The sequence below is a fragment of the Paenibacillus pasadenensis DSM 19293 genome, from assembly GCF_000422485.1.
Lineage (GTDB): Bacteria > Bacillota > Bacilli > Paenibacillales > Paenibacillaceae > Paenibacillus_O > Paenibacillus_O pasadenensis.
On the sequence record NZ_KE383856.1, the window covers coordinates 100,822 to 116,540 of the forward strand.

General features: G+C 63.1%; 12 protein-coding genes. 9 read left to right on the top strand and 3 right to left on the bottom strand.

Annotation, left to right across the window (positions count from 1 at the left end; genetic code table 11):
• Positions 1-112 precede the first annotated feature (112 nt).
• The 6 genes from H582_RS0122135 (at position 113) to H582_RS0122160 (ending at position 7,014) form a co-directional block, all read left to right on the top strand.
• Complete coding sequence (locus tag H582_RS0122135; RefSeq protein ID WP_164820200.1) at positions 113-1,228, top strand: ABC transporter substrate-binding protein; 1,116 nt, start codon at positions 113-115, stop codon at positions 1,226-1,228.
• Between the two features lie 94 nt (positions 1,229-1,322).
• Entirely contained in the window at positions 1,323-2,936 is a 1,614-nt protein-coding gene (locus H582_RS0122140; protein WP_028600285.1) for an ABC transporter permease, read from the top strand.
• Positions 2,933-4,090 carry an ABC transporter ATP-binding protein gene (locus H582_RS29050; protein WP_052333544.1) on the top strand — a complete coding sequence of 386 codons (1,158 nt, stop codon included), beginning with the start codon at positions 2,933-2,935 and terminating at the stop codon, positions 4,088-4,090. Before H582_RS0122140 ends, H582_RS29050 begins: the two co-directional genes overlap by 4 nt.
• Positions 4,050-4,997: a ComEC/Rec2 family competence protein gene (locus H582_RS0122150; protein ID WP_028600286.1), complete on the top strand. Its 948-nt coding sequence runs from the start codon at positions 4,050-4,052 to the stop codon at positions 4,995-4,997. Before H582_RS29050 ends, H582_RS0122150 begins: the two co-directional genes overlap by 41 nt.
• A gap of 49 nt (positions 4,998-5,046) precedes the next feature.
• Positions 5,047-5,895, top strand: a complete 849-nt coding sequence (locus tag H582_RS29055) for an inositol monophosphatase family protein (protein ID WP_084137532.1) — start codon at positions 5,047-5,049, stop codon at positions 5,893-5,895.
• 186 nt (positions 5,896-6,081) lie between these two features.
• Positions 6,082-7,014 (top strand): manganese-dependent inorganic pyrophosphatase, encoded by a 933-nt coding sequence (locus tag H582_RS0122160; RefSeq protein WP_028600287.1) that lies wholly within the window; start codon positions 6,082-6,084, stop codon positions 7,012-7,014.
• A 1,647-nt stretch (positions 7,015-8,661) separates the two neighbouring features.
• Here H582_RS0122160 and H582_RS0122170 read toward each other — a convergent pair.
• The 3 genes from H582_RS0122170 to H582_RS0122180 form a co-directional block, all read right to left on the bottom strand.
• A complete protein-coding gene (locus H582_RS0122170; RefSeq protein WP_028600288.1) occupies positions 8,662-10,170 on the bottom strand; it encodes a glycoside hydrolase family 30 protein in 1,509 nt (502 codons plus the stop codon).
• Between the two features lie 250 nt (positions 10,171-10,420).
• Positions 10,421-11,362 carry a hypothetical protein gene (locus tag H582_RS0122175; protein ID WP_028600289.1) on the bottom strand — a complete coding sequence of 314 codons (942 nt, stop codon included), beginning with the start codon at positions 11,360-11,362 and terminating at the stop codon, positions 10,421-10,423.
• Positions 11,363-11,432: 70 nt separating this feature from the next.
• Positions 11,433-12,449 carry a LacI family DNA-binding transcriptional regulator gene (locus H582_RS0122180; RefSeq protein WP_028600290.1) on the bottom strand — a complete coding sequence of 339 codons (1,017 nt, stop codon included), beginning with the start codon at positions 12,447-12,449 and terminating at the stop codon, positions 11,433-11,435.
• A 247-nt stretch (positions 12,450-12,696) separates the two neighbouring features.
• Between H582_RS0122180 and H582_RS0122185 the strand changes: the two genes are divergently transcribed.
• Genes H582_RS0122185 through H582_RS0122195 form a run of 3 tightly spaced genes read left to right on the top strand, consistent with a single transcriptional unit; the run spans position 12,697 to position 15,566 of the window.
• Positions 12,697-13,722, top strand: coding sequence for a LacI family DNA-binding transcriptional regulator (locus H582_RS0122185; protein WP_228551266.1), 1,026 nt, complete (start codon positions 12,697-12,699; stop codon positions 13,720-13,722).
• A 28-nt stretch (positions 13,723-13,750) separates the two neighbouring features.
• The gene (locus H582_RS0122190) at positions 13,751-14,665 is read left to right on the top strand and encodes an ABC transporter permease (RefSeq protein WP_028600292.1); all 915 of its coding nucleotides are present in this window, start codon (positions 13,751-13,753) and stop codon (positions 14,663-14,665) included.
• Positions 14,666-14,678: 13 nt separating this feature from the next.
• Positions 14,679-15,566 (top strand): carbohydrate ABC transporter permease, encoded by an 888-nt coding sequence (locus H582_RS0122195; protein WP_028600293.1) that lies wholly within the window; start codon positions 14,679-14,681, stop codon positions 15,564-15,566.
• Positions 15,567-15,719 lie beyond the last annotated feature (153 nt).

Genomic DNA, 15,719 nt, shown 5'->3' on the forward strand with positions numbered 1-15,719 from the left:
GATGCTTTTTTTTTCTTAAAAAAGGGTTCACAAAATGCTGACATGGGGCAAATCATTCTCCGTTATTCTAAAGCTGTCAGACAGCTTGGGAGAGATAAAAGGAGGATCTGGCATGGAGTGGAGATGGGGTAAAACGAGAAAAGGCATGATTCTGGCGACTGCGCTTGCCGCGACATTGACGGTGACGGCTTGCGGCCAGAACGGCGGCTCCGCCGGAGAAGCGAATTCCGGGTCGGGCTCTGCGCAAGCGGAGGCCGGAGCCGAGCCGTCGCCGAGCGCGCCGGCGTCGAAAAAGCTGGTCGTCTACTCGGCGTTGAACGAGGATGACGTCATCCAGCTCAAGGACCAGTTCAAGAAAGATACCGGCATCGAGATCGAATCGCTCAACCTCGGCAGCGCTGGCGAGGCGAGCACTCGGGTCCAGGCCGAGAAGGATGCTCCCAAAGCGGACATCCTGGTCGGCGGATCGGTCGAGTTCTACCAGCCGCTGGCCGAGCAAGGACTGCTGGAGAAGTATACGTCGGCCAACGCCAGCCAGATCGATGCCAAGTTCAACGATCCGAACGGCTACTGGCAGGGCTGGTATATGGGCGTCCTCGGCATCGTGCTGAACACGGAGCGCTTCGAGAAGGAGCTTGCGCCCAAGGGCGTGCAGGAGCCGAAAACATGGGACGACCTGCTGGATGAGTCGTACAAGAGGCAGTTCATCACGTCCAATCCGGCGACCGCGGGCGGCGGCTACATCTTCGTCGCGGACCAGCTGTTCCGCCTCGGCGAGCAGCAGGGCTGGGAATACCTCGAGAAGCTGAACGGCAACGTCCATCACTACACGCAAAAGGCCGGCGACGGAATCAACCTGACCGCGACGGGCGAATTCATCGCGGGCATGTCCTGGGCGCACGACATCGTCAAGACGATGAAGCAAGGCTATCCGATCAAGGCGATCGTGCCGGAGCAGACCGCATTTGAAATCGGCGGCGTCGGCATCGTCAAGGGCGGGGCCAATGTCGACAACGCCAAAGCGTTCGTGGACTGGCTGCTGACCAAAGAAGCCGGAGAGCTGAACACGAAGCTGTCGAACCGCTACTCCGTCCGGGCCGATGTGGCGCCTCCGGAGGGCATGCCGAAAATCGAGGAGATCAGCCTCGTCGAGTACGACCGCGAAAAGGCTGCCGCCATGAAGGAAGAAGTCGTGAAGCGGTTCGTCGGAATGACCGGCACGAACTGAAACGCCGAAGTCAGCCTGCTCCGCCGTCTCGCTCCGCTCCGAACCCGGGCGGAGAGCGGCGTCGGAGCAGGTAGTTTTTTCTGAAACGGGGTAGATGGCCATCAAGAAGCTCAAGCGCGAGCCCGTCCTTTTCCTTGTCCTCGCCGCCGTCCTGGCGACTGCCTGCGTATTTGTGCTGTGGCCGGTCGTCAAGGTCGTCAGCTATCCTGGCGCGGCCGATTATTTGCAGCTGCTGACCAACGAGCGCTGGATGCGCGCCGGCTTGAACAGCTTGTTCATGACGGTGCTGTCGACCGCATCCTGCACCGCGCTCGCGTTCCTTTTCGCTTATTCCATCGTCAGGCTCGACATCCCGCTGAAAGGCTTTTTCCGGTTCATTACGCTGCTTCCGGTCGTCTCGCCGCCTTTCATCGTGGCGCTTTCCTATATCCTGCTGTTCGGCAGGCAAGGACTCGTATCCAAGCATCTGCTTCATCTGAACCTCGACATTTACGGCTGGCAGGGGTTATGGCTCGTGCAGACGATCACCTTTTTCCCTTACGCCTTCACGGTCATCCACGGCGTGATGCAGGCCGCGGCCGCTCATCTGGAGCATGCGGCGCATAATCTGGGCGCCTCGCGCTGGCAGGCGTTCCGGCATGTCTTTCTGCCGCTCTGCCGTCCGGGCATTGCCGGAGGCGCGCTGATCGCCGCGATGAACGTGCTCGCGGACTTCGGCAATCCGATGATCATCGCGGGCAACTTCGCCTTGCTTCCTACGGAAGCCTACATGCAGATGTCCGGCTGGTTCGACCTGTCGGCGGCGTCCGTGCTGTCGACCGCCCTGCTCGTGCCCGCGCTTGTCCTCTTTCTCGTCAATCGGCTGTGGGTGGGGAAGCGCTCGTACGTGACCGTCACGGGCAAGGAATCGAGCCTCAAGGCTTATCCCGCGCCGCCGGCGCTCAAATGGAGCCTGTTCGCCTGCTGCCTGTTCGTCTCGCTCTTCGTGCTCGCCGTATACGGCGTACTGGTCTACGGGGCGTTCGCCCGGACATGGGGCTATGACTGGAGCCTCACCTTGCAGAACATGAAGTATGTGACCGCCAAAGGCAGCGAGCTATGGAACAGCATCCGCTTCGCGGCCGTCTCCTCTCTCGGCGCCGTCGCGCTGGCTATGCTGCTCGCTTATCTCGTCCAGCGCAAGCAGGTCGGCATCAACCGGCTGCTCGACGTCCTGGCGATTCTGCCCGGCGCCGTTCCCGGCGTCTTTCTCGGCCTCGGCTTCGCGATGGCGTTCAACGGGCCGCCCTTCGAGCTGGCAGGCACGTCCGCGATCATGGTGCTGGCGCTGCTGTTCTGGAACTTGCCGACCTGCTACAGCGCATGCCTCGCAGGCCTGCAGCAGATCGGAAGATCGCTGGAGGAGGCGTCGCTGAACCTTGGCGGAGGCACCCTCCGCACGCTGCGAAGCGTCCTGCTGCCGCTGCTGAGAGGCCCGATCCTCTCCGGCTTCACGCTCTCGTTCCTGCGTTCGGTCACCTGTCTGAGCGTCATCATCTTCCTGTATTCGTCGTCCACATCCGTCGGCACGATCTCCATCCTGAGCCTCGTCCAAAGCGGCGTCTGGGGAGGCGCGTCGGCGCTCACCGTCACGCTCATCCTGATCGCCTTTGCCCTGCTGGCCGCCTCGCGGCTGATCCTGTTCGCCTACGATCGGAGGAAATCATGAACAACGCTGCTCAGCCGCATATTCGAATCGACGACGTGACCAAGTCGTTCGGCGCCTTCTCCGCCCTGCGGAGCGTCACGCTGGACGTTCCGCGAGGCAGCTTCACGACGCTGCTCGGGCCGAGCGGCTGCGGCAAGACGACCTTGCTGCGGCTGCTCGCCGGCTTCGACGAGCCGGACAGCGGAAGCATCCGCATCGACGGAGCCGAGATGAACGGAGTTCCGGCATTCCGCCGCAAGACGCCGCTCGTTTTCCAGGACTATGCGCTGTTTCCCCATATGACGGTGCAGGAGAATATCGCCTACGGCCTGAAGCTGCAAAAAGCCCGCAAGGCCGAAACGGCCGCGCGGGTCGGCGAGATGATGGACCTGTTCGGCCTGCAGGGGCTGGAAAAGCGGCTGCCGAAGCAGCTCAGCGGCGGGCAGCAGCAGCGGGTGGCGTTCGCTAGGGCGCTCGTCACCGGCCGTGACATCCTGCTGATGGACGAGCCGCTGAGCAATCTCGACGCCAAGATGCGGGTCGAGGTCCGCCGCGAGCTGCGCGAGCTGCAGCGGCGCGCCGGCATTACCGCCGTATTCGTCACCCACGACCAGGACGAGGCGCTGTCCTTGTCCGACTATGTCGCGGTGTTCGAAAAAGGGCGCATTCGCCAGGCCGGCACGCCCTGGGAGGTCTACTACGAGCCGGCCAATGCGTTTGTGGCCGACTTTGTCGGAACGGCCAACCTGCTGGCCGGCATCGTGGAGGACGTGCGGGACGGAGTCCTGCTCGTCCGCTGCCGGGACGTGCTGCTGCGCGCCTCCTCTGCCGGGAGGACGTTCCGGCCGGGCGACAGGGCGACGCTGATGATCCGGCCCGAATGCCTCCGCATCGGAGCGGACGAGGGCGATGCGGAGCCGGAGAACCGCTGGATGGGGGCGATATCCGGCAGCAGCTTCCTGGGGCGCCAGGTCCGGTATGAGGTGCAGTGCGGGGAGACGACGCTGATCGTGGACGATGCCGATCCGAGCGTCACCGGCGTGCTGGACGGCACGGTCCGCCTGTCGTGCGCCGCCGACAAGATCCATGTCCTGTCGGATGAGGCGGATTCCGAAAGAAAGGAAGGCGAGACGCATGAACGCATCCGTCCACTTTCTGAACGTCGGCTGGGGTGACGCCCATTTCATCCGGCTGCCGTCCGGGGCGTTGACGCTGATCGATGGCGGAGACGGCTCGCTCGCCGAGGGGCGGGACCATCCGCTTCGCTGGATGGAGCGCCGCGGGTTGCGCCGGCTGGACGCCATGATCGTGACGCATCTGCATGAGGATCATCTGAACGGCTTGCTCGACGTCGTCCGCAGCGTCGAGGTCGCGCTCGCGATTTTGCCGTACGGGCTTCCCGAGCGGGCCGTCCGCTTCCGTCCGGAGCTGGAGCGGGAGGCTTCGGAGCTGACCAGGCGCGTTTGCGGCATCCTGGAGACGTATCGGGAGCTGATCCGGCTGCTGGAGGCTCGGGGAACCGAGATCCGCTGGAGATCTCGGCACGCATCGGCGGAGAGCTCCGTCGTCTGGGAGGAGCACGGCTTCCGGCTGGAGCATCTGTACCCGTGGCAGGACGATCCGCTCCCCGCGCTTGAGGTTCTCCACAGCGTTTTCGATGCGGACGGACGTCCCGAGGAGGAGCGGCTGGCCGAGCTGGCCGGCTTTTTCGACAAGTCGAACGACGACAGCTCGGTCTACCGGCTGACGGCGGATGGCGACGAAACGGTCGGCGTGCTGTTCGGCGGCGATCTGATGGAGGGGGGCTGGACGCGTCTGGCGCGAAGGAGCCGACTGGCGAGCCGGATATGGAAGGCGCCGCATCACGGGCTGGAGGACAGCTTTCAGGCTTGGCTGCTGGAGCTGGTGCGGCCGGAGGCATGCGTCATCCCGATCTGCGCGGAGCGGGCGGAGCCGCTGGCAGAGCGCTGGAACGGAATGCTTCGCGGCTCCGGGAGCAGGCTGTGCCTGACGGGATCGGTGCCGCCGGGGGAGAGCCTCCTGCTGGCGCGCGGACGGATCCACGCGGAGATCGGCGGCTGAAAGGCGGCGCTCCGCGATTCTAGGCCAAGAAAGGGAGTTTCCGGATTCAATGAATAGAGACCAAGAAGGCGGAGAAGCGATGCTGGCTTCGGCGATCCGTTATGCCAAAGAGGCGGGCGACCAGATTCTGCGAGGCATGAGCGAGCCCTACCGGATCCGCGACAAAGCGAACCACGCCGACCTGGTGACCGAGGTCGATCTGCGCAGCGAGCAGCTGCTGCGGCAGGCGATCGCGCGAGACTATCCGGACCACTGGATCCTGTCGGAGGAGACGGACGGCGCGGGCGATCCGTTCCGCTTCATGGAGCAGCCGCTGCCGGGCTGCGGCTGGATCGTCGATCCGATCGACGGAACGATCAATTTCGTGCACGGAATCGAGCATTTCGCCGTGTCGATCGGCATCATGAAGGACGGCTGCCTGCTGCATGGCGTCGTCTACAATCCTTCGACGGGGGAGCTGTACCATGCTTCCGCCGGCAAAGGCGCTTATCGGAACGGCCAGCCGATCCGGGTCAGCGAGGAGCGGTCCTTGCCCGACGCGACGCTCGCGACCGGCTTTCAGGCATCCGACTGGCGCGAAGGCTCGCGAGCGATCGCGCAAATGAACCGCATCGCCGGCACGGCGCGCACGGTCCGGATCTTCGGCGCCGCCAGCCTCGATCTATGCCTCGTGGCCTGCGGCAGGCTGAGCGGATTTTGGCATGACGGGCTGTATCCATGGGATGTCGCGGCCGGGCTGATCATCCTGCTCGAGGCGGGCGGCGCGGCGACGACCGCCTCCGCCGGCCCTTACCGCTTGAGCGAGCGCAGTCTTGTCGCCTCGAACCCGGCCCTGCAGAGCGGGCTTCTGGACGCGTTGAGGCTGAAGGGAGACGAGGCGCGGGCCGGCAGCGTTTGAACGGGCCGGCGGGGAGGGCGTCCGTCGGCGGCAGAGGAGAAAAACCGAGCGGGAACGGGGGGCCGCAGCGCGATCGGAGGGGTCGGATTGACGATGAAAGGGATGGTTCTCGGGGCGGATTTAAGGTATAATCGGGGACAGGTCTTATTCGAATCCCGATTCCAGTTAGCGAAGGAGAACATTGACATGAGCAAAGTACTTGTTTTCGGCCATAAAAATCCCGACACGGACACGATCTGCTCGGCGATCGCCTATGCGGAGCTCAAGAACCAGATCGGCGTCGAAGCGGAAGCGATCCGCCTCGGCGCGGTCGGCAGCGAGACGCAGTATGCGCTGGACCAGTTCGGCGTCGCCGCTCCCCGTCTCGTCGAAGCCGTAGCCGCCGAAGCGAAGCAAGTCATCCTCGTCGACCACAACGAGCGCCAGCAGAGCGCGGCCGACATCGACGAAGTGACGGTCATCGAGGTCATCGACCATCACCGCATCGCCAACTTCGAGACCAAGGCTCCGCTGTACTACCGCGCCGAGCCGGTCGGCTGCACGGCGACGATCCTGCTCAAGCTGTACAAGGAGCACGGCGTGCCGGTCAAAAAGGAAATCGCGGGCCTCATGCTGTCGGCGATCATCTCCGACTCGCTGCTGTTCAAGTCCCCGACCTGCACGGAGCAGGACGTGGCGGCCGCTCGCGAGCTCGCCGAGATCGCCGGCGTGAACGCCGACGAGTACGGCCTGAACATGCTCAAGGCCGGCGCTGACCTGAGCGACAAAACCGTCGCCGAGCTGATCAGCCTCGACTCCAAGGAGTTCTCGATGGGCTCCGCCAAGGTCGAGATCGCGCAAGTGAACGCGGTCGACCTGAACGACGTGTTCTCCCGCCAGGCCGAGGTCGAAGCGGCGCTGAACGACATCATCGCCTCCAAAGGGCTGGACCTGTTCGTCTTCGTCACGACGGACATCCTCAACAACGACTCCGTCGCGATCGCGCTCGGCAAGCATACGGCCGCGTTCGAGGAAGCGTTCGGCGTCAAGCTCGACGACAACAAGGCGACGCTGAAGGGCATCGTGTCCCGCAAGTCGCAGGTCGTTCCGGTTCTGACGGACATCCTGTCCAAAAAATAAAGGGACCAGGGGGGGGGGCCGAAAGGCCGATCCTGCTCCTCGTTGCGGTTGCGCAAGATCAAAATCGGCCCTGGCGACAGGGCTGATTTTTTGCGTGAAAGGACTGCTTTGAGCGGGCCTTCGGAACGAGCGGGAGCAGCCGGTTTATGGGACAAGGAGGCCGCTGCGCAGGCCAAGGGGAACTGCCTCCCGCATACCCGGGAGACGGCAGTCTTAGTCGAAATCGAGCTGGCAGGTGCTTGGAGGCGCGAAGTCGAGCCAGCAAGTCGAAGAAATCGAGTTGGTTGGAGTGCGCTGTCGGCGGAACGGGCGGAGTTGCGCGGAAAAACCGAGTAACTCAGGTGTGCAGTAGGGGAACCGGGCGGAGTTGCGCGGAAAAACCGAGTAACTCGGGTGCGCAGCAGGGGAAACGGGCGGAGTTGCGCGGAAAAACCGAGTAACTCGGGTGTGCAATATGGGAAAGGGGCGGAGTTGCGCGGAAAAACCGAGTAACTCAGGTGTGCAGTAGGGGAACCGGGCGGAGTTGCGCGGAAAAACCGAGTAACTCGGGTGCGCAGCAGGGGAAACGGGCGGAGTTGCGCGGAAAAACCGAGTAACTCGGGTGTGCAATATGGGAAAGGGGCGGAGTTGCGCGGAAAAACCGAGTAACTCGGGTGCGCAGTAGGGGAAACGGGAGGAGTTGCGCGGAAACACCGAGTAACTCGGGTGTGCAGACAGTTGGAGAATTAGGGAGCAATGGTCAGCGGAGCGCTTGGATGTGAGTCCGATTTCAGTAATCGGAGGCTCCCCCGCGAAGCGGTGCATGTTCAAGGACCAGCAGCGAAGAGCACGGGGACTCGTGGAGAAGCAGCAGCGGTTCCCTTGGAGGCCGAATTCCCCCCTGCAGGGGAGTGGGTTCAATGGAATCTGGGCAGCAGGGAGATCGGAGCGAGTCCCTGCTCCGCGAAGCGGTTTGCCGGTTTCGATGCCCGCTCTGAAAAGCGGGGCCTTTTCGGTCCCGCTTTCCGGTCGTCTACCCCATTTTATTCACGTTTGAGGACATCTGCTTTGCGGGCGGCTCCGCTCTCCGGAGAGCCCGCAACCCGATTTTATCGGGTTGCAGCACTGGAACCGAGCTGCCGAGAGCCTGCAACCCGATTTTATCGGGTTACAGCACTGGAACTGAGCTGCGGATAGCCTGCAACCCGATTTTATCGGGTTGCAGCACTGGAACCGAGCTGCCGAGAGCCCGCAACCCGATTTTATCGGGTTGCAGCACTGGAACTGAGCTGCGGAGAGCCCGCAACCCGATTTTATCGGGCTGCAGCACTGGAACTGGGCTGCCGAGAGCCTGCAACCCGATTTTATCGGGTTGCAGCATTGGAACTGAGCTGCGGGGAGTCCCTAACCCGATATTATCGGGTTGCAGCACTGGAACCGAGCTGCGGAGAGCCCGCAACCCGATTTTATCGGGTTGCAGCACTGGAATCGAGCTGCGGTCTCCCCGGACTGCAGCCTGTTTTTTGTACGGAAGAGCCCGCCTGCCGTCCCGACCTACCGGTCGTGGCCGTCGGCTCGGGCATCGGCCATGGCCCTCCGCCTGCCGTCGCCGCCTGCCATCCCGGCCGATAGGCCGTCCCGTCCTGCCCGCCGCTCTCCCGGCTTCCGCTACGAGCGGTTGCCGTACCATTTGTACGTCATCGCGGACTTGCCGGGCACGCTGACGTTGAAAGACTGGCTGCCCCACTGGACCTTGACGTTCCGGGCCGAGCTGGACGAGTTGTAGGCGACGACGACTTTGGAGCCGTCCGGATTGCGGAACGCGACGCTTTTGATCTCGCTGCCGGTATTGCTCTGCACGCGGTACGCGCCGGGCACGACGAACTTGCTGAAATGGCCGAGCAGATAATACTGCTTGTGATACGTCACGACGTTCTCCGGCGCGTCGTTGCGGTTGTCGGAGTTGCGGATCGTAATCATGCCCTTGTTGGTGTTGTTGGCCGCGAGCAGCGCCGGGCCGTCCTTCTGGTCGAGCGCGGCGTTCCAGAGGATGATCGTCTTCGACCAGTTGCGGGTGATATTGATGAACTCGTTCATCATGTTGTCGAAGCCCTGTGACGTGCCGTTCTGCGGATCGTTCCAGTTGCCGAAGCCGCCCTCGGTGAACCAGATGCCCTTGTCCGGATGGTTGTTCCGCAGCTGCGTCATCGTGGAGCCGTCGCCGCTGTCGTAGTGATGGAACGCGCTGCCGTCGATGTAGCCGCCCTTGCCGGAGCTTTTCAGGCTGTTGATGACGGTGTTCGGGAAGCTCCAGTCCAGGAAGTTGTGGTCGAATGCGATGATCTTCGTGTTGATGCCGGCGCCGCGCAGCGTCGGGCCGAGATAGTCGCCGATGAAGCCGATCTCGTCTTGCGTGTTCATGCCCATCGAAGGGTAATGCGTCGGCTCGTACAGCGGCTCGTTCTGCACGGTGACGGCGTAGATCGGGATGCCTTGGGCCTGGTAGGCCTGAATGTATTTCTTGAAATAGTTCGCGTACGTGCCGTAATGCTCCGCGCGCAGCTTGCCGCCGTTGAGCGTATTGGAATACTTCATCCAGGCGGGAGCGCTCCAAGGGGAGCCGAACACCTTGATGTTCGGGTTTTTGGCGATCGCCTGCTTGACCATCGGCACGATGTAGGGCAGATCCCTTCCGATGGAAAACTGGTTCAGCGCCGTGTCATTGGCCGTATCGGCATACGTATAGGCGGACCAGGCGAAGTCGGAGCTGCCGATCGGCTGGCGCAGCACGCTGAGGCCGATGCCGGTCTGTCCGAACAGCCGCTCCATCACCTCGGCGCGTTTGTTCGCGTCCAGCTTGTAGTTCATCAGCCATGCCGACGAATCGGTCATGGAGACGCCGAAGCCGTCCATCTGCTGGAACGTCGTGTTCTCATCGACGCTGATCGTGAAGTCGGCGCTTCCGGCGCTCGTACTGAAGCTTTTGTCGCCGATGCGCGTCAGGCGGGCGCTCGGGCTGAGGCCGACGGCGGGCTCACTGTTCGGATCGGACGTGGAAATCCACACTTCGACCTGCTCTCCTGCGGCTTTGGCGGGCGGGGCGGAATAAGTGCCTCCGGCGGAGACGAGGGCAGCGGCGAGCGCGACGGCGGCGGTTTTTTTCTTCCAGTCGGACATGATCGGGTTCTCCTTTCGGGGATGGGGTCGGGATGAGAAGAATTGATGCGGACAGGCACGGACAGCTCTGCAGCCGGCCGCGGATGGCTGCCTCACCTCGATTCAGAAGCATGAATTTGTAATCGATTACAAACTTCCATTGAAAAAAACTCGCCCGAAAACGGCTTGCATTGATGCAGCTTCTGGAAGCGTTTCCTGCGGAGTGGGAATATCGTACTCGATGAATGGGCCGGAAATCAACCCCTTTTTTTCAGGTGCGCGCGGCAGGTCGCTTTCTCGTGCGCGCTCGGCAAAAACAGGTCGGGCCATGGGAGAAATCGCGCACCGGCGCCACGAGGGAGTCGAAAGTGCCTTGGTTGGCGGGAACCCGGCGCGGCGACGCGGCGAGGGAGTCGAAAGTGCCTTGGATGGCGGAAACCCGGCGCACCGGCGCGGCGAGGGAGTCAAGAGTGCCTTGGTTGGCGGAAACCCGGCACATCAGCGCGGCGAGGGACTCGAAAGTGCCTTGGTTGGCGGAAATCCGGCGCAACAGCGCGGCGAGGGAGTCAAGAGTGCCTTGGTTGGCGGGAATCCGGCACATCGACGCCACGAGGAAGTCGAGAGTGCCTTGGTTGGCGGAAACCCGGCGCACCGGCGCAACGAGGGAGTCGAGAGTACCTTGGATGGAGGGAACCCGGCACATCAGCGCGGCGAGGGAGTCGAAAGTGCCTTGGTTGGTGGAGACCCGGCGCGGCGACGCGCCGAGGGAGTCGAGAGTGCCTTGGATGGAGGGAACCCGGCGCACCGGCGTGACGAGGGAGTCGAGAGTACCTTGGATGGCGGGAACCCGGCGCAACGGCGCGACAGGGGAATCGAAAGTGCCTTGGTTGGCGGAAACCCAACGCGGCGACGCGCCGAGGGAGTCGAAAGTGCCTTGGATGGCGGGAATCCGGCGCACCGGCGCGGCGAGGGAGTAGAGAGTGCCTTGGTTGGCGGAAACCCGGCACATCAGCGCGCAGAGGGAGTCGAGAGTGCCTTGGATGGCGGAAACCCGGCACATCAGCGTGACGAGGGAATCGAAAGTGTTTTGGATGGCGGGAATCCGGCGCACCGGCGCGGCGAGGGAGTAGAGAGTGCCTTGGTTGGCGGAAACCCGGCACATCAGCGCGGCGAGGGACTCGAAAGTGCCTTGGTTGGCGGGAACCCGGCACATCGACGCCACGAGGGAGTCGAGAGTACCTTGGATGGCGGAAACCCGCCTCGGCAGGCGGCTGAGAGTCAGGCTAGCCTTCCCGTCGGAAGGACGAGCTGCCGCGCACGAGCAGCTCGGAGTCGACCTTGAACACGCGCTTGTCGCCGAACTGGTCCTCGTTCATGGAGTCGATCAGCTTCTCGACGAGCAGCGCGCCCATCGTGTACTTCGGCTGGTTGACCGTGCTGAGCGACGGCGAGATGTACTTGCTGATCCGGTTGTTGTCGACGCCGACGACGGCGATATCCTCGGGGATGCGGAGGCCGCGCTCGCGGCAGCATTTGTAGACGCCGAGCGCCATCTCGTCGTTGGCCGCATAGACGGCGGTCACGGAGCCGCCGGAGCGGTCGAGCAGCCGGCCCATCGCCTCGTAGCCGCCGCTCTCGCTGAAGCCGCCGCTGTCGATGAGCTCCGGCCGGAACGGCAGGCGCTGCTCCTTGAGCGCCTTCATGTAGCCCTCGAGCCGCTCGTAGCTGTCGATGGAGTCGGCGAAGCCGCTCAAGAACGCGATGTCGCGGTGGCCCATCTCGGCCAGATGGCGGACGACCTCGAGCGAGAACTTGACGTTGTCCGTATAGATGCACGGAATCTGCTCATGCCCGATATGCCGGCCGATGACGGCGATCGAGTAGCCGCGCTCCGCGATCTCGGCGAGCTGCTCGTCGCCGACGAGCGGCGAGACGAGGATGGCCGCGTCGACCGTGCGGTTCATGAGCAGGTTGAGGTACTCCAGCTCCTTGGCCGCCTGGTTTTCCGAGTCGCAGATGAGCACCTTGTAGTGCTTGACGTACGCCATATTTTCAATCCCCTTCACGATCTCGGTGAAGTAGGAGACGTTGATGTCCTGGACGATGACGGCGATCGTCTTCGTTTTCTGCACGCGCAGGTTTTTGGCGACCGCGTTGGGATGATAGCCGAGCTCCCGCACGGCGGATTCGACGCGGCTGCGCGTCTTCGGCGTGACGCCGGGGCTCCCGTTCAGCACGCGCGACACGGTTGCGGTGGAGACGCCGGCAGCGCGGGCGACATCGATGATTTTCACGTCCATCGTAGACTCGACCTTCTTTGCGGAGTAATCGTTTTCAGACCAACTTTCATTTTAGCCGACATTCGCAGCCCGAGGCAACCGGAAAAAAAGTTGTTGAAATCGATTACAAATTGCTGATATATTCGGCTTACCGGATGAAGAAGCGCCGGATGCGAGCCGGTTCGGACCGCAGGAGCGCTTTCGGGGCCGCTTGGCTTCGTCCGATGTAATCGATACCAATCGGGTTCGGGAGAGAAAGGGATGCCATTTGCCATCACGCAAGCCGGATGCCACGATTGTAGACGTGGCGCGGACGGCCGGCGTGTCGGCGGCGACGGTGTCGCGGGTGCTGAACGGCAGCGGTCCCGTCAGTCCGTCGGCGCGCGGCCGGGTCGAGGAGGCCGTCCGGCGGCTCCGCTACATGCCCAACGCCTCGGCCAAGAGCCTGCGCCACCTGAAGACGTCGACCTTGGCCGTCATCGTCTCGGACATCCTGGTCTCCTATTATGCCGAGATCATCAAGGGCATCGAGAACACGGCCGGCGCGCTCCGCTACAAGATCCTCATCTGCGACGCGCAGAACCAGCGGGAGAAGGAAGCCGACTACATGACGCTGGCGATGGACCGCACCGTCGACGGCATCATCCTGATCGCGCCGATGCTCGGCGACGCGGAGCTGGCCGCCTATGCCGACCGCGGCTACGCGCTCGGCGTGATCGGCCGCCGGATCGACCATCCGGCCATCCCGTGCGTCTATACCGACAACGTCGGCGCGGCGACAGAGGCGGTGACGCATCTGATCGCGCAAGGGCATGAGCGGATCGCCTTCCTGAGCGGCTTCGCGGACGCGACCGACAGCTACGAGCGGCTCGAGGGCTACATGAAGGCGCTGCGCCAGGCGTCGCTGCCGTTCCGCCCGGAGCTGATCGACAGCGGCGGCTTCAGCGAGCCAGGAGGCTACGAGGCGTTCCTGCGGCTGCGCGAACGATCGTCCGCGTTCACGGCCGTCTTCGCCGCCAACGACGAGATGGCGCTCGGCATCTACCGCGCCTGCGCGGAGCTCGGCATCCCGATCCCCGCGGGCATGGCCGTCGTCGGCGTCGACAACAACCGCGTCGGCAGGCATGTCGATCCGGCGCTCAGCACGGTCGATCCGCCCAAGCATGCGATGGGCGCGCTGCTCGCCGAGAAGCTCATCGACCAGCTCGGCGAGGGCCGCTGCCCTGGCACGCGCTGCTTCGAGGTCGGCTCGCGGCTGCTCGTTCGGGGCTCGTCCATTTTCAATAATAAGTAATCGATTACACAAATTCGGAGGTGCTCTGATGCAAGGCTTCTTGAGGGAATGGTCGCGCAACCGGATGCTGTTCCTCATGATCGCGCCAACGCTGCTGTTCTTCGTCGTCTTCTCCTACCTGCCGATGATCGGCGTCTACTACGCGTTCACCAACTTCAGCTTCGACGGAGGGCTGTTCGGCAGCGAGTTCGTCGGGATGCAGAACTTCCGCTTCCTGTACGAGTCGGGCGTGCTCTGGACGCTGACCAAAAACACCGTGCTCTACAACCTGGCGTTCATCCTGCTCGGCAACGCGCTGCAGCTGATCTGCGCCATCTTCCTCAGCGAGCTGCCCGGCAAGTGGTTCCGCAAGATCACGCAGTCGGTCATGTTCCTGCCGTTCTTCGTCTCGTTCGTGCTCGTCGGCGCGTTCGTGTTCAACCTGTTCAACTCCAGCAACGGGCTCGTGAACACGGTGCTCGTGCAGCTCGGCTTCCAGCCGTACGACTTCTACCTGAACACGGCGCCGTGGAAGTACATCATCGTCTTTTTCAACCTGTGGAAAGGACTCGGCTACGGCACGATCATCTACCTCGCCGCGATCATGAGCATCAGCGACGAATACCACGAGGCGGCCAAGATCGACGGGGCGAACATCTTCCAGCGCATCCGCCACATCACGCTGCCGCTGCTCGTGCCGACGTTCATCCTGCTCATACTGCTCAGCCTCGGCGGCATCCTCAAGGGGCAGTTCGACCTGTTCTACCAGATCATCGGCAACAACGGCGTGCTGTTCAACTCGACGGACATCATCGACACGTACGTGTACCGGTCGCTGGCCGTCAACTTCGACATCGGCATGGGCACCGCGGCGGGCCTGTACCAGAGCTTCTTCGGCCTCATCCTCGTGCTGGCCGTCAACTACGTCATTCGCAAGACGCGCGAAGACTACGCCCTGTTCTAGGAGGAATGAAAAGGTGAAGATCCGTACCGAACGCTCGACCGTACTGTTCAACACGATCGGCTATGTCCTCATCAGCCTGTTCGCGCTGCTCTGCCTGCTGCCGTTCCTGCTCGTGCTGTCCGGCTCGTTCTCGTCCGAGCAGGAAATCATCGCCGAGGGCTTCAAGCTCATCCCCGACCAATGGTCGCTCGAAGCGTACCGCGCCGTCTTCAGCAATCCGGAGCAGATCTTCGACGCTTACCGCGTCACGATCCTGCTGACGCTCGCCGGCACCGCGCTGGGGCTGTTCCTCACCTCGATGGCGGGCTACGTGCTGAGCCGCCAGGAGTTCAAGTACCGCAACAGCTTGAGCTTCTTCATCTACTTCACGACGCTGTTCAGCGGCGGCCTCATCCCGTGGTACATCCTCATCGTCAACTACCTGCAGCTCAAGGACAGCTACCTGGCGCTGCTCGTGCCGGTGCTGGTGAGCGCGTGGAACATCATCCTGATGAAAAACTTCATGAAGTCGATCCCCGAGTCGATCCCGGAATCGGCCAAGATCGACGGCGCCGGCGAGTTCACGATCTACCTGAAGCTGATCCTGCCGCTGTCCGCGCCGAGCCTGGCGACGATCGGGCTGTTCATGGCGCTCGGCTTCTGGAACGACTGGTTCATGGCCAATCTGTTCATCACGACCGAGTCCAAGTACCCGCTGCAGTTCCTGCTGTACAAGATCCTCGCCAGCGCCGCCGTGCTCAAGACGAGCATCGCCGGCAACCTGTCGCCGGACTTCAAGCCGCCGGCGGAGACGCTCAAGATGGCCGCGGCGATCATCGTGACGGGGCCGATCGTGTTCCTGTATCCGTTCGTCCAGCGCTTCTTCGTGAAGGGACTGACGATCGGGGCGGTGAAAGGCTGACCGAAAGCGGGCCTCTCCGCGTCCGTGCCGGAGCCGGATCAGGCGCGGACGGCCGGGTCCGATCGGGCCCGGCGAAGCGACTGTCTCTGCCGAGGCAGCCGCTTCGCCGGGCTCGACCGGACGGCGGAGGACTTTTTCAAAGCATAGGGATGA